The organism is Micromonospora sp. NPDC047756, assembly GCF_055587245.1.
Map to the genome: position 1 here is coordinate 271,597 of NZ_JBVJGQ010000003.1, position 22,000 is coordinate 293,596.

Consider the following 22,000-nt stretch of genomic DNA (forward strand, 5'->3'; position numbering starts at 1 on the left):
TCGTCAGCCGATCTCCTCGTCGACGAAGCACCAGCGCCAGGCCTCACCCGGCTGCGCCGAGCGGATCACCGGGTGGCCGGTGGAGGCGAAGTGCTTGCTGGCGTGCTGGTTCGGCGACGAGTCACAGCAGCCGACCTGCCCGCAGCTCAGGCAGGTGCGCAGGTGCACCCAGTAGGTGTCGCCGATGGCGACGCAGTCCGCGCACTCGTCGGGGGTACGCGGCTCGGCGGCACCGGCCTCGGTCAGGTGCTGACAGCTCACTTCTCAACCTCTCGCAGCAATGACTCTTCCAGGTCCAGGTCACGGTAGGCCTGCACCAACACTTCCTCAGGAATCCGACCGGAGTCCCGGGCCGCCCGGAACACGTCCCGCTCGGCGTCGATCATCTCCTGCCGCAGCCGACCGTACGCCTGTGACGGGGTCTCCCGCTCGTCGCCGCCGAGTCGTTCCCACGCCATGTTGGTGCGGTCCTCCACCGCTCGGCGCAGCCGGTCCACCACCGCATCCGGTGCGCCGTCGGCCAACTCGTCGAGGCGGTCCTGGGCGGCCTTGCTGGCCTGCTGCTGCACGGCGGCCGCGGAGAGCGCGTCCTGCACCGGGTCGTCCGGTGGCAGCTTCAACCGGCGGGCGACCATCGGCAGGGTGGCGCCCTGGCCGACCAGGGTGAAGACGATCACGGCGAAGGCCAGCCAGATCAACAACGCCCTGGGGTACGACTCGCCGCCGGCCAGGGTCAGCGGCAGGGCCAGCGCGGCGGCCAGGGTGACCACGCCCCGCATCCCGGCCCAGCCGATGATGATGGGGTACTTCGGTGACGGTCGGGCGTCACGGCGGCGCACCCGGGGGACCAGCCGGGCCAGGTAGGTGGCCGGGAAGAGCCAGACGAACCGGGTCAGGAAGACGGTGGCCAGCACGGCGAAAGTGATCAGGATGAGCGAGCCGATCGGCTCGTCGAGGTCGTGCAGCACCTCCCGCAGTTGCAGCCCGACCAGGAGGAAGACCAGGCCCTCCAGCAGGAAACGGACCAGCCGCCAGAACGCGCCGATCTGCAACCGGGACGCCGCCGACAGCAACTGGGGCAGTTTGTGCCCGAGCACCAGGCCGGTGACCACCACGGCGACCACACCGGAGGCGTGCAGGTGTTCGGCGGTGAACACCACAGCGAACGGAATGATCAACGACAGCGCGTTGTCCAGCAGCGGGTCGGTGATCCGCCGGTGCAGGAAGCCGAACACCAGCGCCCCGAGGGCCCCGATCAGGATGCCGCCGCCGGTGGACCGCAGCACCTCGATGGCGATCTTGTCGGCGCCGACGGCCGAGCCGACGGTGGCCATCGTCGCGACCCGCAGCAGCACCAGCGCTGTCGCGTCGTTGACCAGGCTCTCGCCCTCCAGAATGGTGACGACCCGGCGGGGCAGCCCGACCCGACGGGCGACGGCCGTGGCGGCCACGGCGTCCGGTGGGGCGACCACCGCGCCGAGGGCGAGGCAGATCGCGAACGGCAGCTGTGGCAACAGCAGGTGCAGCACCAACCCGACCACGAACGCGGTGAACAACACCAGGCCGACCGCGAGCAGCAGGATCGGCCGGATGTTGTTCTTGAACGCCGGCACCGAGGTCTCCAGCGCGGCCACGTAGAGCAGCGGCGGGAGGATGCCGACCAGCACCAACTCCGGCTCGAGGTGCACCTGCGGGAAGCCCGGGACGAACGAGAGCGCCAGGCCGAGGACGACCAGCACGATCGGCGCGAGCAGGCCGAGCCGGCGGGCCAACGCAGCACCCAGGGTGGCGATCGCCAGGAAGACGACGACCGGAAACAGGCTTTCCATGGGGTACGAGCCTAGGGGTACGCCGGTTCGACCTCGATCAGCCGCCCGGGCGTAGCTTCGGCAGCACCTCCGCCCCGAACGCGTCGATGAAGCCGCGCTGCTCCTGCCCGACGTGGTGCAGGGCGATCTGGTCGAAGCCGAGCTGGACGTACTCCTCCAGCCAGCCGACGTGCCGGCCCAGGTCCGCCGACACGTTCACCACCTCGGCGACCCGCTGCGCCGGCACGTCGGCGGAGACCACGTCGAAGTGTTCGACGGTTTCCAGGTCCCAGCACACCGGCGGGGCGAAGACGTTGCTGCGCCACTGGTCGTACGCGAGCGCCTCGGCCTGGGCCTGCTCGGGCGCCCAGGAGACGTGCACCTGGAGGTGCAGCGGCCCCCGACCGCCCGCGTCCCGGTACGCGTCGATCATCTCGCGCAGGTGCTCCACCGGGGCGTTCACGGTGATCAGCCCGTCCGCCCATTCGGCGCACCACCGGGCGGTGGCCACGCTGACGGCGGCGCCGACCAGCGCGGGCGGCTGCTCGGGGCGGGTCCACAGCCGGGCCCGATCGACCCGGACCAGACCGTCGTGGCTGACCTCCTCGCCGGCCAGCAGGGCGCGGATCACGTCGACGCACTCCCGCAGCCGGGCGGCACGCACGTCCTTGCGGGGCCACGCGTCGCCGGTGATGTGCTCGTTGCTGGCCTCGCCGGTGCCCAGGGCCGCCCAGAACCGGCCCGGGTACATCGCGCCGAGGGTGCCGATGGCCTGCGCGATGATCGCCGGGTGGTACCGCTGGCCGGGTGCGTTGACCACGCCGAACGGCATGCCGGTGGCCTGCAACGCCGAGCCCAGCCAGGACCAGGCGAAGCCGGACTCGCCCTGCCGGGCGCTCCACGGCGAGAAGTGGTCGGAGCACATGGCGGCGTCGAAGCCGGCGCGCTCGGCGTGGATCACCGCCTCCAACAGGGCGCGTGGACCGATCTGCTCATGCGAGGCGTGAAACCCGAACGACGTCATGGGCACACTTCCTACCCACGTCCGCGTCGCCTGATGCGTGCGCTATTCCGCGTGTGCCCCCGCGCCGGCCGAGGCGGCGCCCTCGCCCACCCAGACCGTCTTGGTGTTGCAGAACTCCCGCATGCCCAGCGCCGACAGCTCCCGCCCGTACCCGGAGTTCTTCACGCCACCGAACGGCAACTCGGGGTACGAGGTGGTCATCCCGTTGACGAAGACGTTTCCGGCGTCCAGGTCGGTGGCGAAGCGCTCCTGCTCGGCCGGGTCCCGGGTCCAGGCGTTCGAGCCGAGTCCGAAGCTGGTGCCGTTGGCGACCTCGATCGCCTCCTCGTACGAGGAGACCCGGAACAGGCCGGCGACCGGGCCGAAGACCTCCTCACCCCACATCCGCATCTGCGGGGTGAGGTCGGTGACCACTGTCGGCGGGTAGAACCACCCGTCACCGTTCGGGGGCTCGCCGCCGCAGAGCACCGTCGCCCCGTTGTCGACCGCGTCGCGCACCTGGGCGTGCACCTCGTCGCGCCCACGCTGGCTGGCCAGCGGCCCGACGTCGGTGTTCGGGTCCATCGGGTCGCCGACGCGCAAGGCGGCCATGTTGGCGGCGAACTTCTCGGCGAAGGCGTCGAACACGTCGGTGTGCACGATGAACCGCTTCGCGGCGATGCAGGACTGGCCGTTGTTCTGGCAGCGGGCGGTGGTGGCGACCTCGGCGGCCCGGTCCAGGTCGGCCGAGGGCATCACCACGAAGGGGTCGCTGCCGCCGAGTTCGAGGACGGTCTTCTTCAGCTCCCGCCCGGCGATCTGGGCGATGGACCGACCGGCGGGCTCGCTGCCGGTGAGCGTCGCGGCGCGTACCCGGGGGTCGCTGAGGATGTGGTCGACGGCCTCCGAATCGACCAGCACCGTGGTGAAGGCCCCCTCGGGAAAGCCCGCCCGCCGGAACACGTCCTCCAGCAGCAGCGCGGTCTGCGGCACGTTCGAGGCGTGCTTGAGCAGGCCGGTGTTGCCGGCCATCAGCGCCGGGGCGGCGAAGCGCATCACCTGCCAGAGCGGGAAGTTCCACGGCATCACCGCGAGCACGACGCCGATCGGCTGGTAGCGGATGAACGCCCGGGTGGCCTTCACGGCGTCGGCGTCGGCGGGCTCGTCGGCGAGGAACGCCGGGGCCTTGTCGGCGTAGAAGCGGGCGGCGGTGGCGCACTTGGTCACCTCGGCCTGCGCCGCGACGTACGTCTTGCCCATCTCCGTCGTCATGATCCGGGCGATCTCGTCGCGCTCGGCGTCCAGCAGGTCGGCTGCCGCGTTCATCCACTGGGCGCGCTGGTCGACCGTCGTCGCCCGCAGCTGGTGGAACGCGAGGTCGGTGCGCTCGATGGCGTCGTCGAGTTGCTCGGTGGACATCGCCTCATAGGTCTTGAGCACCTGTCCGGTGGCGGGGTTGGTGGTGGCGATGTGGGGCATTCCGTCCTCCTGTCACTCGAACAACGAGTGTCGTACGCCCGGCTCCTCGCGGCGGCGGGCGGCGCGGCGGCGCTGGATCACGACCAGGTCGACCACGGCGACCACGGCGAAGATCGCGCAGAGTACGCCGAGCCAGGCGATGCCGGCCCAGAACGCCAGCACCGCGAAGAGCACCATGATCACCAACCCGAAGCTGGCGAGGGTGAGCCGAAGGTTCAACGCGCTGTTCGCATGGCCGACCGTCCCACGGGCGCGCCGGGGCTGCGATCTCGTCATGCTCAGGGAGCTACCCCCGATCGCCGACGTTAACCGGTTTCGGACACCTCGGTCAGTCGCGCCAGGCACCGGTGCCGCACCGGCCGGTGCATCGCTCGGCTGGTGTGCTCGATTACATCCGTTCGCGCCGTAGCCCCGGTCGACCGCAGGATGGGCGTATGTCAATGACCCTCGCCGTGCCGGTGACCGTCTCCATCGCCCGCCGCGTCGACCCCGGCCGGGCCAGCGAGATGGTGGCGTGGATGCGGGCCGGCACGGCGCTGGCCGAGGCGTTCCCCGGGTTTCTCGGCGCCGGCTGGGTGCAGAGCGGCCCCGGTTCGCCGGAGTGGCACATGCTCTACCGCTTCGCCGACGCCGACACGCTGCGCCGGTGGGAGGAGTCGCCGCAGCGGAACTGGTGGCTCAGCTCGGCGCAGGGCATCGTCGAGCACACCCGGGTGGAGCGGCGTACCGGGATCGAGGGCTGGTTCGACCGGCCGCTGGAGCACTCGGTGGACCCGGTGGAGCCGGCCCCGCTCCCGTCGCCGCCGCGCTGGAAGCAGGCGGTGACCATCTGGCTGGCGTTCTTCCCCCTGAGCCTGACCGCCACCCTGTTGACGAGCCGCTTCCTCGACGCGGTGCCGCTGGCGGCCCGGGTGCTGCTGATGACGCTCTGCCTGACCCCGCTGATGACCTATCTGGTGTTGCCTCGGATCACCCGGGCGTTGCACTGGTGGCTGCACGGTCAACGGGCACCATGGCGGGACGCATAGCACCTCTACGGCTTCCGTGTCGGCACTCTGCCGCATACCCGACAGCAACTTCCCGGCCAACCACATCCTGCGCATAGAGTTACCGCGCTGTCGCTCTGTGCTGCGGGAACGGGAGACGTCATGCCTCGACGCTGGGTCGCCGCACTGGCCTGTCTCGCGGCGCTGGTCGCACTGGCCTGCGAGGGCGGCAACTCGGCGGAACCCCGCCCCACCACGAGCACCAGGCCGCCGACCGGGCCCGGCGGCATCGCCGCCCTCGGCGACTCGATCAGCACCGGCTTCGCCTCCTGCCTGGTGCTCACCTCCTGCGAGCGCAACTCCTGGTCGACCGGGGACGGGCTGCGGGTGCAGAGCCACTACCGGCGGCTGCTCGAACAGGATTCGGCGATCCGCGACCGGACGTACAACCATGCCCGTCCCGGCGCCCGCGCGGACGCCCTCGCCGGTCAGGCCCAGGCGGCGGTACGCGACCGCGCCGACTACGTCACCGTGCTGATCGGCGCCAACGACGTCTGTCGGGGCGCGGTGGACGCGATGACACCGGTGGCGCAGTTCCGGGCCGACGTCGACAAGGGGCTGCAGGTCCTGCGGACCGGCCGGCCCAAGGCCCGGGTGCTGGTGGTGAGCATTCCCGACCTGTACCGGCTCTGGGAGGTCGGGCACGACGACGAACGGGCCACCCGCGCGTGGCGGCGGGGCATCTGCCCGGCGCTGCTGGCCGAGGCGACCTCGACCGCACCCGCCGACCGGGCGCGCCGCGCCGCCGTCCGGGACCGGATCGACGCCTACAACGCCGAGTTGAAGGCGGCCTGCCGGGCGTACGGATCACGGTGCCGGCACGACGGCGGCGCGTTGCACAAGGTCCGCTTCACCCTGGACCTGCTCAACCCGCTGGACTGGTTCCACCCCAACGCCACCGGCCAGGGCCGGATCGCCGAGGTGACCTGGCGCGCCTCCGGCCTGGCCAGCTGACGACCTACGACGGGCCGTCAGGGTTGGCGCGGCGCCGGGGCGGCGTTGCCGCGGGAGCCGTAGAGGGCCCGGGACCGCTGGGCGAGATCCTTTGTGGCCGACGAATTGGCCCAGGTGCCGAGCACGATTGCCGCACCCGGGACGATCTTGGCGACCATCCGTTTCGCGGCCCGGACGCCAGCCATCTGGGCCAGCCGAACGCCGAGCTGCAGCATGACCCGACCCAGCGGACGCTGGCCGCCCAGACCGAAGAGCGCGTCGGCGCGTTCCCGCCCGGCGGCCACGCCGAGCGCCAGCCGGGCGCTCTCGGCGACCTTGTGCACCCGCTGGAGCACCAACAGGTCGGTGGCCCGGTCGCTGTGCAGAGGGTCGACGCCGTACGCGGCAGCGATGTGCAGGGCCATCCGCGCCTGGGTCCAGGCCAGCACGCCCACGTCGATCACGGCGCCGGGCAGCCCGGCCGCGCCGGAGACCGCGCCGGACAGCCGGGCCAGGTTGACGAACTTGCGGGCCGCCTGGTCGGCCAGGGCGTCGGCGGACACCCCGGGGTGCTCGGCCCGGGCCCGGGCGGCCCACTGCACGGCTTCCGGCCCCAGGCGGCGCACCGCCTCCAGGGCAAGGTGCTCCGGGGCGTACTGCGGGTCGTCACGCATCCGGTCCCAGAGCCGGGCCGGCGGGCCCTCGGGGGCGTCCACCGGCCCGGCCGGCAGGTCGACGGACGGCTGCGGAGTAGGGACGGCGGGCTGACCGCCGACGGGTGGGGTGTCGGTCACCAGGTCTCCCCAGGGGTGGAAACGGTGGACAGGGCGGCCGATGGAACGGTCAGCGACGGCGGTTGGACAGTCGGGCCGCCAACCCCTTCAGCTTCTGCTGGTTGCCCGGCTTGGCCATCTCGCGACGACCCCGCTCGACCAACTGCTGTCCCTTCGGCGATCTCAGGAACGTGGTGATCCGCTGCATCAGTGACATGGCGTCCTCCTGTCGATGGTCCCGTAGTCATGTGTACCCCGAACCTGCAACACATGTACCCGGGATGCGACAGCCTCAACCCTGACCGTCCATAGTGGGCGGTAGGTTACCGCCCCGCCGGCACGATGGCGTCAACGACCCGGGTGGCTCGCCACTCGTGCTGCTGGTAGTGCTCGGGGTACGCGGAGACCTGCACCGCCTGCGCGGCGTCGGTGAGCCGCATCCGCTGCCAGCCGGGCACCTGCTGCAGCGCGCTGAGGAACTGCCGGGTGGCGAACTCGGGGTCCATCAGCTCCCCCACCGGGCCCCAGCCGCTGCTGGAGCGCTGCTGGAACAACCCGACCGAGTCGTGGTCCCAGCCGACGCCCTGGTGCGGATAGTCCTGCGACTCGGGCAGCACGCCACTGGCCACGTTGTAGAGGTTGCTCTCCTGCATGGCGGTGGCCACCGCGATCACCAGACCCCGGCGCGGCACCCCCATCTTGCGGCCGGTACGGACGATCGCCTCGGCGTTCTCCATCTGGTCCTCGTCCAGCCCGGCGACGGGCGCCGGGTCGGTCGGCCGAGCCGGGGCGACCTTGCGGGCCGGGGCGCTGGTGTCCGGGTCGGCCGGGCTCGCCGCGGCGGACGGGGCGGAGGCGGAGGCGCTCGGGGCAACCGTGCGGTCGAGGGACCGGGAGGCGCGCTGCTGCTCGGCGCGCTGCGCCAGCTCCGAGCTGGAGAGCGATCCACTCCGGGTCGCCGCGTCGGCGTCCTCGTTCCGAACCTGGACGACGGCGGTCAGACCGAGGCAGCACACCACACCGGTGGCCAGCGCCAGCTGTGCCCGGCGTCGACCGGTCAGGTCCCGGGCGTACGCCCGGAGCCGGGTCGCGGCGGTTGTCCGTTCGGTTGAGGTGCCATCCTCCGTATCGGTAGTGGGGCCGCTCGGGGCGTACGGGTCGTCGAGGGTGCCGTCGTCACGCATCAACCGAGGCTAGGCAGGTGGAAACCCTGATCACGCACGGTGATCACGTGGCGCTCGACACAGATAGGGACCGTACTGGCGGACGACCCGGGCGGGTTGACCCGCCCGGGGAACGGACCTCGCGTACCGGATGAAGCCGGCCGCGCACGCGGACCGGAACGAACCAGAGCACGGGGTCATATTCCACCCCTGACGTCAACATGATCGGCAAACTCGGCCTTTGGGCCGAACCGCGCCTCGGCCGTTCGGCCACGAGGCTCGGCCTGGTGGCGTAAACAGACGATTAGTCCGGTCACGCCCACCACCCGGCCAACGGATCGCCCGACGCAGGAATGCGCCAGGATGGCGGGTACGTTGCCCGAACGGGTGCCCTCCGTCGCGACGGCACCCCGCAGGCACATTTCAGGGAGGTCCGCACCGGTGCTCGACCCACACGAGCTCTACCAGCTCACCGACGATCTGCCCGACCTCGGGCAGCCGGTCCTGATCCAGGCCCTCACCGGGTTCGTGGACGCCGGAAACGCCAGCCGACTGGCACGTGAGCAGCTGCTCACCTCGCTGGAGGGTCGGCCGATCGCCACGTTCGACGTCGACCAGCTCTTCGACTACCGGTCCCGACGACCGGTGATGACCTTCGTCGAAGACCACTGGGAGAGCGTCGACGCGCCCAAGCTGGAGCTGCACCTGCTGCGAGACGACGACGAGACCCCGTTCCTGCTGCTCACCGGCCCCGAACCCGACCTGCAGTGGGAGCGTTTCGTAGCCGCCGTGGCCGGGCTCGCCGCCCGGCTGGACGTCCGGCTCACCGTCGGGCTCAACTCGATCCCGATGGCGGTTCCGCACACCCGGCCGACCGGGGTGACAGCGCACGCCACCCGCCCCGAGCTGATCGCCGGCTACGAGCCGTGGTTGCAACGCGTCCAGGTGCCCGGCAGCGTCGGCCACCTGCTGGAGTTCCGCCTCGGCGAACAGGGCCGCGACGCGCTGGGCTTCGCCGCCCACGTGCCGCACTACGTGGCGCAGACCGAATACCCGGCAGCCGCCGAGGTGCTGCTCACCTCCGTGTCGCGCAGCACCGGGCTGCTGCTGCCCGGCGACGGGCTGCGCTCGGCCGCCGAGGTGGTCCGGGTGGAGATCGACAGGCAGGTGGCGCAGACCGACGACGCCGCGGCCCTGGTCCAGGCTCTGGAGGAGCAGTACGACGCGTTCGCCCGAGGTCGGGGCGAGAAGAGCCTGCTCGCCCCGGATGCCGGTCCACTGCCCACCGCCGACGAACTCGGCGCCGAACTGGAACGGTTCCTGGCCGAACAGACGCGTCCCGGCGACACCCCGGCCGGCTGACCCGGCGTCGCGGCGGCGAATGCGGCAGGCTGAGGGCATGCGCCTGGCGACCTGGAACGTCAACTCGGTGAAGGCCCGCCTACCCCGGCTGCTGGAGTGGCTGGCCGACACCGGGCCGGACGTCGTCTGCCTGCAGGAGACGAAATGCCCGGACGGCGCGTTCCCGGTCGCCGAGGTCGGCGCGCTGGGCTACACCGTGGCCAGCCACAGCGACGGCCGGTGGAACGGGGTGGCCATCCTGTCCCGGGTCGGGCTGGACGACGTCCGGGTCGGGTTCGCCGACGAGCCCGGCTTCCCCGAGCCCGAGGCCCGTGCCATCTCGGCCACCTGCGACGGGGTGCGGGTCTGGTCGGTGTACGTGCCCAACGGCCGGACACCGGAAGACCCGCACTACGCGTACAAGTTGGCCTGGTTCGCGGCGCTACGCGACGCGCTCGACGCCGAGCTGGCCGGCGGTCTGCCGCTGGCGGTCTGCGGCGACTTCAACGTCGCCCCGACCGACGCCGATGTCTGGGACCCGGCGGTCTTCACCCACTCCACGCACGTCACCCCGGCCGAGCGGGCAGCCCTCGCGGAGCTGCGCCACCTGGGCCTCAGCGACGTCGTGCCCACCCCGATGAAGGGCCCGCACCCCTACACCTACTGGGACTACCGGGCCGGCATGTTCCACCAGAACAAGGGCATGAGAATCGACCTGGTGTACGCCTCCGCGCCGTTCGCCCGAGCGGTCCGCTCCGCGTACGTGGACCGGGAGGCCCGCAAGGGCAAGGGCCCCTCCGACCACGCGCCGATCGTGGTCGACGCTGACCTGGTGCCAGCGGTTGAGACCTTCTGATCCTGGCTAAGGTGGGCAGATGGCAGTCGTGAAGATCAACGCAATCGACGTCCCGCCGGGTGGCGGCGCGGAGTTGGAGAAGCGGTTCGCCGCGCGCGCCGGAGCGGTGGAGAACTCCCCCGGCTTCCTCGGCTTCGAGCTGCTCCGCCCGGTGGCCGGCGAGACCCGCTACTTCGTCTACACGAAGTGGGAGAGCGAAGAAGCGTTCCAGGCGTGGGCCGCCGGCCCGTCGCGCGCCGCCCACGCCACCTCCCCCGGCGACAAGCCTCGTCCCCCGGTCTCCACCGGTGCCAGCCTGCTGGAGTTCGAGGTGGCGCTGCACGTCCCCCAGCCCTAGGACCGCCGCCACCGCCGGCTTGATCCACTCCGTTTCGCCGAAGTCGGGGTGTCCCGGCTGGTCCGACACCCCGACTTCAATGATCCCGTGTCGATCAACGTAGGTGGGGCGTGCCGAGGTCGGGCCAGGGCAGCCGAATCGCGCCGGACCGGCTGTCGCTGTTGATAGCGTCGAGGCAGATCGAGAGGTAGTCGGCCACCAGTCGCCCTGCCAGCCATTCCACGCCGTTCGTTCAGGGCGCATCCCAAGGCGCGGGGGACCCTGGTCATGTTCGACGGGTTCGAAGAGTTCGACATCGAGACGCCGGGTGCGAGGATTCACGGGCGCCGGGGCGGAAGCGGGCCGCCCGTTCTGCTGCTGCACGGCATTCCCGAGACGCACCTCATGTGGCACCAGGTCGCGCCACGGCTCGCCGAGAAGTACACAGTCGTCGCCACCGACCTGCGGGGCTGGGGCGACAGTGGCAAACCGCCGAGCACAGCGGATCACGAGCCGTACAGCATGCGCTCGATCGCCCGCGACCAGGTCGAGGTGATGCGGAGCCTGGGCCACGAGCGGTTTCGGCTCGTCGGCCACGATCGTGGGGCTCGTTGCGCGTACCGGCTAGCGCTTGACGAACCGGACGTCGTCACCCGACTGGCCGTCATGGACGTGGTGCCCGTCGGGGACGTCTACGACCGCGCCGACCGGACGTTCAGCCTCTCCTACTGGGTCTGGTCGTTCCTGGCCGCGCCGGCGCCGGTGCCCGAGCGGTTCATCGCCGCGGCGCCCACGGTGCTCGTCGACTTCATGCTCGACACCTGGCCCGAGGTGAAGGACGCCTTCCCGCCCGAGGTGCGGGCGGCGTACGTCAAGCAGTTCAGCGACCCCGCCACGGTGCACGCGATCTGCGAGGAGTTCCGCGCCGCCGCGACGCTCGACTACCAGCAGGACGAGGCGGACCGGGGAAACCGGAAGATCACCTGCCCGGTGCTGTTTCTCTGGAGTCAACACGGCCAGGTCGCGAAGCTCTACGACGACCCGCTCGCGATCTGGCGGGAGTGGGCCGACGACGTACGCGGCGAGCCGGTCCCGGTCGGGCACTTCATCCCCGAGGAGGCCCCCGACGAGACCACCCGCCACCTTCTCGATTTCCTGGGCTGACGGCTGCTCCGCGCCTGCGGACGCCGCAAACCGAGGGCGGCCGGTGCGACCCCACCGGCGGTTGATCCACTCGGGTTCATTGATGTCGGGGTGTCCGGGGTGACGTGGTTGCCCCGGTTTCCGGGAAGACGAGTGGATCAACGGCCGTAATCGACGGTCAGGGCTTGCGGGAGGACTGGAGGCTGGCGAAGGCGATGACGTTGTCGGCGTAGCCGGTGCGTCCGCCGATGAACTGCCCGCCGCAGGTGATCAACCGCAGACCGGGTGGACCGTCGTGGCCGTAGATGCGCTCGGCGGGCAACTGGTCCTTCGGGAAGTGCTCGACGGTGTCGACCTTGAAGATCACCGTCGACCGGTCCGCACGGGCGACCTCGACCAGGTCGCCCGGCTTGAGCTTGCCCAGGTCGTAGAAGACCGACGGGCCGCTCTTCGTGTCCACGTGCCCGACGATCACCGCAGGGCCGGGCTCACCGGGCGTGGGGCCCCGGTCGTACCAGCCGGTCTCGTTGTGCCGTTCCAACGGCGGTACGGCGATCGAGCCGTCCCGCGCCTGCCCGACTGGTGCCACCGGCGCGGCCACCTCGATCGCCGGCACCGAGAGGCGCACCGGACGACTGGCCGACAGCCCGACCGACTCGCTGCGGGCCGGGCGGTCACCGCCGGTCGGGGCCAGGTCGAACGGGCCGACCGAACGGCCCAGCCCGGCTCCGGTGGCGAAGACCCCGGCCAACACCAACACCACCGCCAACGGTACGGACCAGGGGCTGCGCCCGGAGGGACGACTACGCCGAGGAGCGACGGCGGTCGGCGGACGCGCGACCACCGACGGGCCGTCGGGATCCGGCGGGCGCTGGGGCCGCGACGAGCGCTCGGGACCGGGTGCACGGTCGGAGCCCGGCCAACCGTCGTCCAGCGGCAGCCGGACGTCGTCGGGTGGCGAGGCGGGACGACCGGCGAACGGCTGGCGAGCAGCGGCCGGCGGCGAAGCGGAACGACCGGGCGACGGTGGGCGTGAACCGGCTGGCGGCGGCGTGGGGCGGAAAATCGTCATGGCGGCCTCAGCGACGCGTGGCGGCTCGGGGGCGGCGCAGCGCCGTCACGGCGAGGACCAGCCCGGCGATGGTCAGTGCCGCGCCGCCGGGTAGCAGCAGCTTGCCGGTGATTCCGCCGCTGCTCCCACCGAACCCGGTCGCCGGACCCCGACTCGGCTGCACGGGGACCTTCTTGACGACCTGGAGCATTGTCGAGGCGGTCTCGCCGTCGCGGCACTCCAGCTTGACCCGGTAGTTGCCGGGGCGGGTGCGCTCGCGGACCATCGGCGCGGCGGTGAGCACCCCGCGCTGCGGCTGCACGCCGACCGCCCCGAAGGCGTCGGAGACCACGGTGGCGCCCACCGAGTTGTCCCGACAACTGGCCCGGATGCCGACCAGGTAACCGGGCTGCACCGTGCTGGGGCTCACCTCGACGAAGATGTCCACGGCCGGAGTCGGTTGGGGCGCTCCGCCGGGCGGCCCTCCGGGCTGCGGCGCGGGCGCAACGGCAACAGCCCGCTCAGGCACGGACGCGACAGCAACACCCTGCTCAGGCGCGGGCGCGACGACAACCGCCCGATCGGGCACGGCGAGAACGGCATCAGCCCGCTCGGGCACAGGAAAGACGGCGACGACAGGCTGGGAGGCGGCGACGGCAGGCTCAGCGGCGGCGGCGGCGGCGACGACGGCCGGCGCGGGCGCGGCGAGGGCAGCGGCGGGCGCGGCGGCGAGCAGGGGGCCGGCCAGCACCGTCACCAGCGACAGGGTCACGACGCCGCGGGTCACTGTCACGATGCCCCCCTTCCGACGCCGTGCGGCCGTGTCGGGCAGCGGAGCACCCGACCTGCCGTACCAGTTGGATCCTCTCATTTCCGGTCGCACATCACATCCGATCCGCCGGCGGCGTCGCGTACGCTCGGCTGGCTGTGACCGCCACCGACCATGACCCCGCCGTCCCGCCCGCGAGCCGGACGATCCGCACGTTCCACCCCCGCCGGGGTCGGATGAGCGAGCGGCAGACCGACGCGCTGAGCCGGCTCTGGCCCGCGTACGGCCTGGATGTGCCGGACGGACCTGTGCTGCCCGTCGACCTGGCCGACCTGTTCGGTCGTCGGGCGCCCGTGGTGCTGGAGATCGGCTCGGGCATGGGCGACACCACCGCTGCGATGGCTGCCGCCGACCCGGATCGAGATTATCTGGCGGTCGAGGTGCACACGCCGGGAATCGCCAACCTGCTGCACCTGGTGGAGCGCGGTGGCCTGCGCAACGTACGGGTGGCGGAGGGCGACGCGTTGTCCCTGGTCAACGGCTTGCCCGAGGGTGTGTTGGACGCCGTGCACGTCTTCTTCCCGGACCCGTGGCCGAAGTCCCGCCACCACAAGCGGCGGATCATCCAGCCGACGCACGTGGCGCTGCTGCGGTCCCGGCTGCGCCCCGGCGGGATGCTGCACTGCGCGACCGACTGGGCCGAGTACGCCGAGGCGATGCGGGAGACCCTCGACGCGGACCCGGAGCTGGTCGACGCGTACGGCGGCTTCGCGCCACGGCCGGCGCACCGACCGGTGACGAAGTTCGAACGTCGGGCGATCACTGCCGGTCGGCCGGTCGCCGACCTGTTGTACCGCCGACGGTGACCGACGAAACGCCCGAACCGGAACGCGGTGGGGCGTTCGGGATGCCCGGACGGGGGTCCGGTGCGGACCGGGTTGGCGTACCGGGGCATGATCCAGGCACCATGGACAGGCTATGACGCTCACCGCCGCGCTGCCGACAAGCGCCGACCCCGACACCCTCTTCGACGCGTTCGCCGGTTGGGCGAAGGAGCGCGGCCTCGACCTCTACCCCCATCAGGAAGAGGCGGTCATCGAGATCGTCTCCGGCGCCAACCTGATCATGAACACGCCCACCGGCTCGGGTAAGAGCCTGGTGGCGATCGCCGCGCACTTCGCGGCCCTGGCCGACAGCCGGACGACCTTCTACACCGCGCCGATCAAGGCGTTGGTGTCGGAGAAGTTCTTCGCGCTCTGCGAGGTCTTCGGCGCCGAGAACGTCGGCATGCTCACCGGCGACGCCAGCGTCAACGCCGACGCCCCGATCATCTGCTGCACCGCGGAGATCCTGGCGAACCTGGCGCTGCGCGAGGGCGCCAAGGCCGACGTCGGCCAGGTGATCATGGATGAGTTCCACTTCTACGCCGAACCCGACCGGGGCTGGGCGTGGCAGGTGCCGATCATCGAGCTGCCGCAGGCCCAGTTCATCCTGATGTCCGCCACGCTCGGAGACACCACCCGTTTCGTCGACGACCTGACCCGGCGCACCGGGCGGCCCACCGCCGTCGTGCGCTCGGCGGAGCGGCCGGTCCCGCTCATCTTCTCGTACGCGATGACGCCGCTGCATGAGACGCTCGAGGAGCTGCTGGAGACCAAGCAGGCCCCGGTGTACGTCGTGCACTTCACCCAGGCCGCCGCGCTGGAACGCGCTCAGGCGCTGACCAGCGTCAACGTCGCCACCCGCGCCGAGAAGGACATGATCGCCGAGGCGATCGGTGGTTTCCGGTTCACCGCCGGCTTCGGCAAGACGCTGTCCCGGCTGGTCCGGCACGGCATCGGCGTGCACCACGCCGGCATGCTGCCCAAGTACCGCCGCCTGGTGGAGACCCTCGCCCAGGCCGGCCTGCTGAAGGTCATCTGCGGCACCGACACCCTCGGCGTCGGCATCAACGTGCCGATCCGCACCGTGCTCTTCACCGGCCTGTCCAAGTACGACGGGGTCCGTACCCGGCTGTTGAAGAACCGGGAGTTCCACCAGATCGCCGGGCGGGCCGGCCGGGCCGGCTACGACACCATCGGCCGGGTCGTCGTGCAGGCACCCGAGCACGTCATCGACAACGAGAAGGCCCTCGCCAAGGCCGGCGACGACCCGAAGAAGCGGCGCAAGGTGGTCCGCAAGAAGCCGCCGGAAGGTTCGATCGGCTGGGGCCAGCCCACCTTCGACCGGCTCGTCGACGCCGAGCCCGAGCCGCTGACCTCCAGCTTCCAGGTCAGCCACTCGATGCTACTCAACGTCATCGGCCGGCCCGGGGACGCGTTCACCGCGATGCGGCACCTGCTCACCGACAATCACGAGGAGCCCGCCGCGCAGCGCCGGCACATCCGCCGCGCCATCGCCATCTACCGGGCGCTGCGGGCCGGTGGTGTCGTCGAGGAGCTGCCCGAGCCGGACGAGACCGGCCGGCGCATCCGGCTCACCGTCGACCTCCAGCTCGACTTCGCCCTCAACCAGCCGCTCTCCCCCCTCGCGCTGGCCACCATCGAGCTGCTCGACGCCGAGTCCCCGTCGTACGCCCTCGACGTGCTGAGCGTGATCGAGTCGATCCTCGACGACCCACGGCAGATCCTGTCCGCACAGCAGTTCAAGGCCCGCGGCGAGGCGGTCGCCGCCATGAAGGCCGAGGGCATCGAGTACGAGGCGCGCCTCGAACTGCTCGACGAGGTGACCCACCCGAAGCCCCTGGCCGAGCTGCTGGAGGCCGCGTACGAGATGTACCGGCAGGGGCACCCCTGGGTGGCCGACCACCAGCTCTCCCCCAAGGCCGTCGTCCGCGACATGTACGAGCGGGCCATGACCTTCACCGAGTACGTGCAGTTCTACGGGCTGACCCGCTCGGAAGGTCTCGTCCTGCGCTATCTGGCCGACGCGTACAAGACGCTGCGCCAGACCGTGCCGGAAGATGCCAAGACCGAGGAGCTGATCGACCTCATCGAGTGGTTGGGCGAGCTGGTCCGCCAGGTCGACTCCAGCCTCATCGACGAGTGGGAACGGCTGCGCAACCCGTCCGACGTGGCCGAGGTCGCTCAGGCGCACGCCGCCCTGACCGACCGGCCACCGGCGGTGACCCGCAACGCGCGGGCGTTCCGGGTGCTGGTGCGCAACGCGCTGTTCCGACGCGTCGAGTTGGCCGCGCTACGCCGTTGGGACCTGCTGGCCGAGTTGGACGCCGAAAACGGCTGGGACTACGACGCGTGGGCCGACGCCCTGGCACCGTACTTCGAGGCGTACGACTCGATCGGGGTCGGGCCGGACGCCCGCGGCCCGGCGCTGCTCATGATCGAGCAGGGCCGGGAGCGGTGGACCGTCCGCCAGATCTTCGACGACCCGGACGGCGACCACGACTGGGGCATCAGCGCCGAGATCGACCTGGTGGCCTCGGACGAGGTCGGCGCGGCGGTCGTACGGATCACCGACGTCGGCCAGCTCTGACCCGCCGGTCGGCGCGGTGCCGACCGGCAGTGCCCGGCCGAGGACCAAACAGCGCGGGGGTACGCCGGGCGGCCACGTCCTCGATCCAGCCGAACAGCAGCACCGCCCCGGCGGTGAGTAGGCACACCCCGGTCAGTCGCAGCGCGACCGAGGCCACCGAGTTGTACGGGAGCACCGGCGCGAGCAGCAGGAACATCCCGAGGCTGGCCGGGATGTGCCACAGGTATATGGTGACCGCTCGGGCGTTGACCACCCGGAGTACGGCACCCAGCGGCACCCGGCCGACCAACCGGGGCTGCACCCTGAGCAGCACGGCGACGAGCGCCATCGACCACAGTGTGGTGCCACCCGCGATGTGGTTGAGGTCGACGGCCCGGCCGGTCATCATGGCGGCCACCACCCAGGTGCCGCCCACCCCGGCGAGGCCGGCAACGAGGCAGCCGTACCAGCGCCACGGGACGCGGTGCAGCAGCCGATCATGGTGGGCGAAGCCCAGCAGCCAGCAGGACAGGTAGGCGGCGACGAAGTAGCCGGCGTGCACACCGCCGAGGTGCATTCCGACCGGCAGCGCGGTGGCGACACCGATGCTGGGCCAGGGCCAACGGCGGAACAGCGACAGCAGCACCGGCGAGAGCAGCACCAACCACAGATAGGTGACGACGTACCAGAGCCCGATGTGGAACACCCAGGCCCAGGACTGACCTCCCACCGGCGGCACCCGCAGGGGTAGCACCCACCAGAGCAGTTCAGCCCAGCCGGCCACACCACTGGGCGACGGACGCCACCCGACGGAGAGCACCACCAGCGCGATCGCACCGAACGCCCAGTACGGCAGCAGCAGCCGGCGCAGCCGCCGACGCACGGCCGGCGGACCGTGCCGGTCGAGCGACGCCGCCATCAACGAGCCGGCGATGCCGAACATCAGACCCATCGCCGGCACCAGCAGGCTCAGCCAGATCCACCCGGTGACGTGGAAGATCACGACGCGGACCAGGGCGATCGTCCGCAACAGGTCCAGGTAGCGGTCCCGCCCGTGCGCAGGGTCGGCGGACTGGGCGGCGCGCGCCGCCGTACCCCTGCCAGGGATGACGACCCTGGACGCCTCACCGATGACCACAACGCACAATAACGCCACAACTAAGACAAATTTACCTACATCGCGAACGCGAGTAACGCGCGTGGCCGGCTGCCGGCGGGCTGTCCCTCCGATCAGCCAGCGGCCCCTGAGGACGACGTCTATCGGAGGACGAGAAGGTCGAGGGCGTCGACGACTGGGCCGGATTCGGTTTGAGCGGCGAGGTGGAGTCGAGCCAGACCGGCGGCGTACTCGTTGTCGGTGATCAGTTGCAGGGGCGTGTGCGCTTCCCGGCGCATGGTGGCCGCGACGTCACGCAGCGACGGCGCGGTGGTCTGCGGGACCTGTTCGAGTGAGATCGTCGTGAAGCCAGCGGCAGCGAAAGCCGCTCCGACGTCGCGCACGCTGGGGTAGGTGTTCAACACGCGGATGGCCTCGGGAAAGAAGCGGAACAGTGTGATGTCGTGGTGGCGACCGGCGAAGGCGGAGCGGATCAGCACCGGGCCGCCGGGACGCAGCACGCGGCGCAGCTCACCTGCGGCAGCGCCCAGGTCGGGCACGTGGTGGATGACGGTGGACAGCCAGGCCGCGTCGACACTGCCGGCGGCCAGCGGGACGTTGGCAGCGTCTCCAGCCAGCACCTGAGGGTGCAGGCAGCGGGCTCGCATGGCCTCGGCCGGCTCGACGGCGACAACGTCGATGCCGTCGTACCAGTGGGTGAAGGTCTGCGCCCACGCGCCGGTGCCCGCGCCGAGGTCGAGCAGACGGGTGCCGGGTTGAGGGTTGAGGTGGCGGCTCACCGCTTCAAGCCAGCCGGCGAGTGCCTGGTCGGACAAGTGGCGGGTGGCCTCGAACGCTGCCGCGTCGTGGCTGTTGTAGGCGATGCGAGCCATGTCACTGACCCAACCGCTTCGGTGCCGGCCGCGGCAAGGATGGATGCTGTGATTCACATTCGACGGTTCACCTGGGCGGATTACGACCGCGTCAGCGAGGTGTGGAAATCGGCGGGCCGTGACGTACTGCCCCGCGCGGAGCTTGCGGCCAAGCTGGTGCGGGATCCGCAACTGTTCCTGGTCGCCGAGCACAACGACACTGTGGCGGGGGTGGTGCTGGGCACCTTCGACGGTCGGCGGGGATGGCTCCTCCGGCTGGCGGTAGATCCGGCGCATCGACGCCGCGGCATCGCCAGCCGCCTGATCGGCGAACTGGAGACCCGTTTCGCCGCCCTGGGGTGTCCGAGGGTGAACCTGCTGGTCATGCCGGACCACGTGGAGGCACTACGGTTCTGGCAGGCGCTGGGATATCTGCCGCTTCCAGACGTGCTGTGTTCCAAGCCGATCGGCACCCCGCCCGGGCGGTAGTGCGACGTGCAGTTGGCCGGCCTGGCACGTGCGGTCTACGGCACGGACGGTTTCGATCTCGTGCTGCTCGACTCAGCCGACCGCAGGACGCTGCGGGGATCTCATCGGCGCGTCGGCGGAGAGACTGGTCTACCTGTATGGCGCTTGCGACCGGAAGCGGACCTGGCGGCGGCTACCCGACACTGGTCAGGTGTGGAACCGCTTCACCAACGAGGTCGAGTTTCGGGACCTCGTGACGCTACAGCCCTTCGTCGACCTGAGCATCGTCAACGAACTGGACGTCGTCGAGCAGGACCCGGCAGTGGCGGAGAAGCACGGCACCTACTTCCGCTCGCTGTTCACCTTCTGGCCGCAGGTCGCCTCCGCGCAGGTCACGACGATCCACGGGCGGCGGGAGGCGATCGCTGCCACCCCGTCGGCCAACTTTCCGTGGACTGGCCACCTCCGGCTGGACCGCACAGACCCCTCAACTTCGCTGGGCAATGTCAGACCTGTCGATTAGAATGTATGTACTAATCGAGTTCCTGACCTGGGAGGACGCCCGTGACCGCGCCCGCCTCCACGCCCCTCACCCCCTACGCGACACTGCTCGGTTTCACCCGCTACGTCGACCGCACCGGCCCCACCAAGGCGACCTTCGTGGGCGGGCTGCGCAAGCAGCGCGCCAGCCGGTCCGGTTTCAACCCACACGGCCAGTTCGTCAAGGCGCTCAAGGCCGACATCGCCTTCCACACCGGCGGCACCCACCTGGCCGGGGTGGCCGACATCGTCAAGCCCCGATGGCGCCCGCTCTACCAGGCGCTCGTCCCCGGCGCCACGACCTGGCTGCGCTCCCTCGGCGAGCCGGCCGCCGTCGATCTCGCCCAGACCCGCGACGCCCTGGCCATGCTGGGCGACCTGCCCGTGAAGATCAACCCCCACTTCGGGGTACGCCACGCCGACGGCCGCGCCGAAGCGGTCCGCCTGCACTTCGACGAGGCCCCACCGAGTGAGGAATCGGTCCTCGCCACCCTGCACCTGATGGCCCGACACATGGACGCGGTGCTCCCGCACGCCGAGCCGGTCCTGGTCGACGTCCGCCGCGGCCTGGCCCATCGCATGCCCACCGACGCCAAGCCCGACCAGATCGAACGGTGGCTCTCCGGCGAAGCCGCCGCCTTCCGCGCCATCTGGTCCACCGCCGCCTAACCCACCCCGACCTCCGCGTCGCAGCCACGCACCCCACCCGCTCCCGCCATCCACGCCCGCCTGAGGCCGACGCGCTCCATGCGCCCGCCCGCATGATCGCGCTTGACCCAGGATGTAGTGGCCTCCGCTCCTCGGGAGGCCACTACATCCATGTTCGAGCACGATCATGGGGATAACGACGCGCACCGGCGCCGGTGTGTTGACCGTGGTTATCCACAGGGGCAGCGTGGCGCGAATAGGTTCGGCCAGTCTCAGGCCCATGCCGAAAGTTCCTCGTCGGCCGCCGCAGTTGCGGGGCCGGGTCTTCCGTGGCTCGACCGCCGTCTCGCGAGGCCTCCTGACCCGCAATGAGCTACGCAGCTCGGCGTGGCGACCGCTCTTCCGCGACATCTACGCCGATGCCCAGATCACCGTCACCCACACCATCAGATGCAGCGCCATCGGACGTTGGCTGGTCCCACCCGGTGCGGCCATCGCAGGACTCGCTGCCGCCGGCCTCTACGGATGCGCGAAACCGAGCGCGAGCGAGCCGCTCGACGTCCTCGTTCCCACCGCCACCCGGATCGGCCCGACCGCCGGCATCCGGGTCCACCACGGCGAGATCGACTCCGGCGACACCGTGGACCGGGCGGGGATCAGGGTGACCAGCCCTGCGCGTACCTGCTGGGACCTGGCCCGTTGGTTCGATGTTATCGAGGCGGTGGTCGTCATCGACGCCATGCTGGCCAACCGGCTGACGACCACCCAAGCCGTGCGCGAGTACGCCCTGAGCCGGGCCGGTCGACGCGGCTGGCGATCGCTGCTACGCGCGGTCGACCTGGCCGACGCGGGCGCGGAGTCCCCTGAGGAGTCCCGTACCCGGGTCGGGCTGGTGCTCGCCGGCCTACCGCGGCCGGAGACGCAGTGGGTCGTGGCCGAGCAGGGCCGATTCGTGGCCCGCCTGGACCTGGCCTGGCCGCAGTTCAAGGTAGCGGTGGAGTACGACGGCCTCTGGCACGACGATCCTGAGCAGTTCCATCGGGACCGTCAACGCCTCAACCGACTGCTCGGCGGCGACTGGATCGTGCTGCACCTGACCGCCAAGCGCCTCCGAGACGACTTTGACGGGTTCCTCGCCGAGGTCCGGGCCGCCCTACGGGCACGCTCGAACTATCCCCGGTGACGATGATCGTGCTCGAACGACAATGATCGTGCTCGAACATG

24 protein-coding genes are annotated in these 22,000 nt (G+C 71.0%); 12 read left to right on the forward strand and 12 right to left on the reverse strand.

All coding sequences use genetic code 11. From position 1 onward, the window contains the following. Positions 1-3: 3 nt before the first annotated feature. From ACZ6NZ_RS10690 to ACZ6NZ_RS10710, 5 genes are read right to left on the reverse strand one after another with little or no spacing between them, the layout of a single operon-like run. Positions 4-261, reverse strand: a complete 258-nt coding sequence (locus tag ACZ6NZ_RS10690; protein ID WP_091401591.1) for a UBP-type zinc finger domain-containing protein — start codon at positions 259-261, stop codon at positions 4-6. Continuing rightward, on the reverse strand, positions 258-1,829 hold the full coding sequence (locus tag ACZ6NZ_RS10695) for a Na+/H+ antiporter (protein ID WP_465857757.1): 1,572 nt from the start codon (positions 1,827-1,829) through the stop codon (positions 258-260). Before ACZ6NZ_RS10695 ends, ACZ6NZ_RS10690 begins: the two co-directional genes overlap by 4 nt. A 37-nt stretch (positions 1,830-1,866) precedes the next feature. Next, positions 1,867-2,832 (reverse strand): TIGR03885 family FMN-dependent LLM class oxidoreductase, encoded by a 966-nt coding sequence (locus ACZ6NZ_RS10700; protein WP_465857759.1) that lies wholly within the window; start codon positions 2,830-2,832, stop codon positions 1,867-1,869. A gap of 42 nt (positions 2,833-2,874) precedes the next feature. Beyond that, positions 2,875-4,290 (reverse strand): NADP-dependent succinic semialdehyde dehydrogenase, encoded by a 1,416-nt coding sequence (locus tag ACZ6NZ_RS10705; protein WP_465857760.1) that lies wholly within the window; start codon positions 4,288-4,290, stop codon positions 2,875-2,877. Positions 4,291-4,302: 12 nt separating this feature from the next. Next, the gene (locus tag ACZ6NZ_RS10710; protein WP_091401582.1) at positions 4,303-4,566 is read right to left on the reverse strand and encodes a DUF6343 family protein; all 264 of its coding nucleotides are present in this window, start codon (positions 4,564-4,566) and stop codon (positions 4,303-4,305) included. Positions 4,567-4,724: 158 nt separating this feature from the next. Here ACZ6NZ_RS10710 and ACZ6NZ_RS10715 point away from each other — a divergent pair, with 158 nt between their 5' ends. After that, positions 4,725-5,318 (forward strand): antibiotic biosynthesis monooxygenase, encoded by a 594-nt coding sequence (locus ACZ6NZ_RS10715; RefSeq protein WP_465857763.1) that lies wholly within the window; start codon positions 4,725-4,727, stop codon positions 5,316-5,318. A gap of 120 nt (positions 5,319-5,438) precedes the next feature. Next, complete coding sequence (locus tag ACZ6NZ_RS10720) at positions 5,439-6,290, forward strand: GDSL-type esterase/lipase family protein (protein ID WP_465857765.1); 852 nt, start codon at positions 5,439-5,441, stop codon at positions 6,288-6,290. Between the two features lie 17 nt (positions 6,291-6,307). On the opposite strand, the gene ACZ6NZ_RS10725 is transcribed toward ACZ6NZ_RS10720, so the two are convergent. From ACZ6NZ_RS10725 to ACZ6NZ_RS10735, 3 genes are all read right to left on the reverse strand, one after another. Further along, on the reverse strand, positions 6,308-7,063 hold the full coding sequence (locus tag ACZ6NZ_RS10725; protein ID WP_366612470.1) for an EcsC family protein: 756 nt from the start codon (positions 7,061-7,063) through the stop codon (positions 6,308-6,310). Positions 7,064-7,112: 49 nt separating this feature from the next. Further along, positions 7,113-7,259, reverse strand: coding sequence for a hypothetical protein (locus ACZ6NZ_RS10730; RefSeq protein ID WP_167457721.1), 147 nt, complete (start codon positions 7,257-7,259; stop codon positions 7,113-7,115). Positions 7,260-7,365: 106 nt separating this feature from the next. Then, positions 7,366-8,226 carry a peptidase M23 gene (locus ACZ6NZ_RS10735; protein WP_465857768.1) on the reverse strand — a complete coding sequence of 287 codons (861 nt, stop codon included), beginning with the start codon at positions 8,224-8,226 and terminating at the stop codon, positions 7,366-7,368. A 420-nt stretch (positions 8,227-8,646) separates the two neighbouring features. Between ACZ6NZ_RS10735 and ACZ6NZ_RS10740 the strand changes: the two genes are divergently transcribed. The 4 genes from ACZ6NZ_RS10740 (at position 8,647) to ACZ6NZ_RS10755 (ending at position 11,882) form a co-directional block, all read left to right on the forward strand. After that, positions 8,647-9,567 (forward strand): proteasome assembly chaperone family protein, encoded by a 921-nt coding sequence (locus ACZ6NZ_RS10740; RefSeq protein WP_366612472.1) that lies wholly within the window; start codon positions 8,647-8,649, stop codon positions 9,565-9,567. A 37-nt stretch (positions 9,568-9,604) separates the two neighbouring features. Further along, the gene (locus ACZ6NZ_RS10745) at positions 9,605-10,402 is read left to right on the forward strand and encodes an exodeoxyribonuclease III (protein ID WP_465857770.1); all 798 of its coding nucleotides are present in this window, start codon (positions 9,605-9,607) and stop codon (positions 10,400-10,402) included. Positions 10,403-10,421: 19 nt separating this feature from the next. Further along, complete coding sequence (locus tag ACZ6NZ_RS10750) at positions 10,422-10,739, forward strand: antibiotic biosynthesis monooxygenase family protein (protein WP_465857772.1); 318 nt, start codon at positions 10,422-10,424, stop codon at positions 10,737-10,739. Positions 10,740-11,006: 267 nt separating this feature from the next. Then, positions 11,007-11,882 carry an alpha/beta fold hydrolase gene (locus ACZ6NZ_RS10755; protein ID WP_465857774.1) on the forward strand — a complete coding sequence of 292 codons (876 nt, stop codon included), beginning with the start codon at positions 11,007-11,009 and terminating at the stop codon, positions 11,880-11,882. Between the two features lie 157 nt (positions 11,883-12,039). On the opposite strand, the gene ACZ6NZ_RS10760 is transcribed toward ACZ6NZ_RS10755, so the two are convergent. Both ACZ6NZ_RS10760 and ACZ6NZ_RS10765 read right to left on the reverse strand, forming a co-directional pair. Beyond that, positions 12,040-12,705 carry a class F sortase gene (locus tag ACZ6NZ_RS10760; RefSeq protein ID WP_465857776.1) on the reverse strand — a complete coding sequence of 222 codons (666 nt, stop codon included), beginning with the start codon at positions 12,703-12,705 and terminating at the stop codon, positions 12,040-12,042. A gap of 235 nt (positions 12,706-12,940) precedes the next feature. After that, on the reverse strand, positions 12,941-13,708 hold the full coding sequence (locus tag ACZ6NZ_RS10765; RefSeq protein WP_465858410.1) for a hypothetical protein: 768 nt from the start codon (positions 13,706-13,708) through the stop codon (positions 12,941-12,943). 131 nt (positions 13,709-13,839) lie between these two features. Between ACZ6NZ_RS10765 and trmB the strand changes: the two genes are divergently transcribed. Further along, positions 13,840-14,547 carry a tRNA (guanosine(46)-N7)-methyltransferase TrmB gene (gene trmB, locus ACZ6NZ_RS10770; RefSeq protein WP_465857778.1) on the forward strand — a complete coding sequence of 236 codons (708 nt, stop codon included), beginning with the start codon at positions 13,840-13,842 and terminating at the stop codon, positions 14,545-14,547. 112 nt (positions 14,548-14,659) lie between these two features. Then, a complete protein-coding gene (locus tag ACZ6NZ_RS10775; RefSeq protein ID WP_465857780.1) occupies positions 14,660-17,173 on the forward strand; it encodes a DEAD/DEAH box helicase in 2,514 nt (837 codons plus the stop codon). Here ACZ6NZ_RS10775 and ACZ6NZ_RS10780 read toward each other — a convergent pair. Together ACZ6NZ_RS10780 and ACZ6NZ_RS10785 are read right to left on the reverse strand one after the other, a co-directional pair. Next, positions 17,151-18,290: an acyltransferase family protein gene (locus ACZ6NZ_RS10780; RefSeq protein WP_465857782.1), complete on the reverse strand. Its 1,140-nt coding sequence runs from the start codon at positions 18,288-18,290 to the stop codon at positions 17,151-17,153. The genes ACZ6NZ_RS10775 and ACZ6NZ_RS10780 overlap by 23 nt on opposite strands. 119 nt (positions 18,291-18,409) lie before the next feature. Next, a complete protein-coding gene (locus tag ACZ6NZ_RS10785; protein WP_465857784.1) occupies positions 18,410-19,141 on the reverse strand; it encodes a class I SAM-dependent methyltransferase in 732 nt (243 codons plus the stop codon). A gap of 48 nt (positions 19,142-19,189) precedes the next feature. Here ACZ6NZ_RS10785 and ACZ6NZ_RS10790 point away from each other — a divergent pair, with 48 nt between their 5' ends. The 4 genes from ACZ6NZ_RS10790 to ACZ6NZ_RS10805 all read left to right on the forward strand — a co-directional run bounded on the left by ACZ6NZ_RS10790 (position 19,190) and on the right by ACZ6NZ_RS10805 (position 21,959). Further along, entirely contained in the window at positions 19,190-19,609 is a 420-nt protein-coding gene (locus tag ACZ6NZ_RS10790; RefSeq protein WP_465857786.1) for a GNAT family N-acetyltransferase, read from the forward strand. Positions 19,610-19,799: 190 nt separating this feature from the next. Beyond that, positions 19,800-20,111, forward strand: coding sequence for a hypothetical protein (locus tag ACZ6NZ_RS10795; protein WP_465857788.1), 312 nt, complete (start codon positions 19,800-19,802; stop codon positions 20,109-20,111). A gap of 41 nt (positions 20,112-20,152) precedes the next feature. Continuing rightward, positions 20,153-20,797, forward strand: coding sequence for a hypothetical protein (locus ACZ6NZ_RS10800; protein ID WP_355007174.1), 645 nt, complete (start codon positions 20,153-20,155; stop codon positions 20,795-20,797). Positions 20,798-21,056: 259 nt separating this feature from the next. Continuing rightward, complete coding sequence (locus ACZ6NZ_RS10805) at positions 21,057-21,959, forward strand: endonuclease domain-containing protein (protein ID WP_465857790.1); 903 nt, start codon at positions 21,057-21,059, stop codon at positions 21,957-21,959. The last annotated feature ends 41 nt before the right edge of the window (positions 21,960-22,000 follow it).

What these genes read in the sequence shown, in the direction of transcription:
- ACZ6NZ_RS10695 (WP_465857757.1), bottom strand. Translation starts at nt 1,829, where the DNA reads ATGGAAAGCCTGTTTCCGGTCGTCGTCTTCCTGGCGATCGCCACCCTG.
- ACZ6NZ_RS10700 (WP_465857759.1), bottom strand. Translation starts at nt 2,832, where the DNA reads ATGACGTCGTTCGGGTTTCACGCCTCGCATGAGCAGATCGGTCCACGC.
- ACZ6NZ_RS10705 (WP_465857760.1), bottom strand. Translation starts at nt 4,290, where the DNA reads ATGCCCCACATCGCCACCACCAACCCCGCCACCGGACAGGTGCTCAAG.
- ACZ6NZ_RS10710 (WP_091401582.1), bottom strand. Translation starts at nt 4,566, where the DNA reads ATGACGAGATCGCAGCCCCGGCGCGCCCGTGGGACGGTCGGCCATGCG.
- ACZ6NZ_RS10715 (WP_465857763.1), top strand. Translation starts at nt 4,725, where the DNA reads ATGTCAATGACCCTCGCCGTGCCGGTGACCGTCTCCATCGCCCGCCGC.
- ACZ6NZ_RS10720 (WP_465857765.1), top strand. Translation starts at nt 5,439, where the DNA reads ATGCCTCGACGCTGGGTCGCCGCACTGGCCTGTCTCGCGGCGCTGGTC.
- ACZ6NZ_RS10730 (WP_167457721.1), bottom strand. Translation starts at nt 7,259, where the DNA reads ATGTCACTGATGCAGCGGATCACCACGTTCCTGAGATCGCCGAAGGGA.
- ACZ6NZ_RS10735 (WP_465857768.1), bottom strand. Translation starts at nt 8,226, where the DNA reads ATGCGTGACGACGGCACCCTCGACGACCCGTACGCCCCGAGCGGCCCC.
- ACZ6NZ_RS10745 (WP_465857770.1), top strand. Translation starts at nt 9,605, where the DNA reads ATGCGCCTGGCGACCTGGAACGTCAACTCGGTGAAGGCCCGCCTACCC.
- ACZ6NZ_RS10750 (WP_465857772.1), top strand. Translation starts at nt 10,422, where the DNA reads ATGGCAGTCGTGAAGATCAACGCAATCGACGTCCCGCCGGGTGGCGGC.
- ACZ6NZ_RS10755 (WP_465857774.1), top strand. Translation starts at nt 11,007, where the DNA reads ATGTTCGACGGGTTCGAAGAGTTCGACATCGAGACGCCGGGTGCGAGG.
- ACZ6NZ_RS10775 (WP_465857780.1), top strand. Translation starts at nt 14,660, where the DNA reads ATGACGCTCACCGCCGCGCTGCCGACAAGCGCCGACCCCGACACCCTC.
- ACZ6NZ_RS10785 (WP_465857784.1), bottom strand. Translation starts at nt 19,141, where the DNA reads ATGGCTCGCATCGCCTACAACAGCCACGACGCGGCAGCGTTCGAGGCC.
- ACZ6NZ_RS10805 (WP_465857790.1), top strand. Translation starts at nt 21,057, where the DNA reads ATGCCGAAAGTTCCTCGTCGGCCGCCGCAGTTGCGGGGCCGGGTCTTC.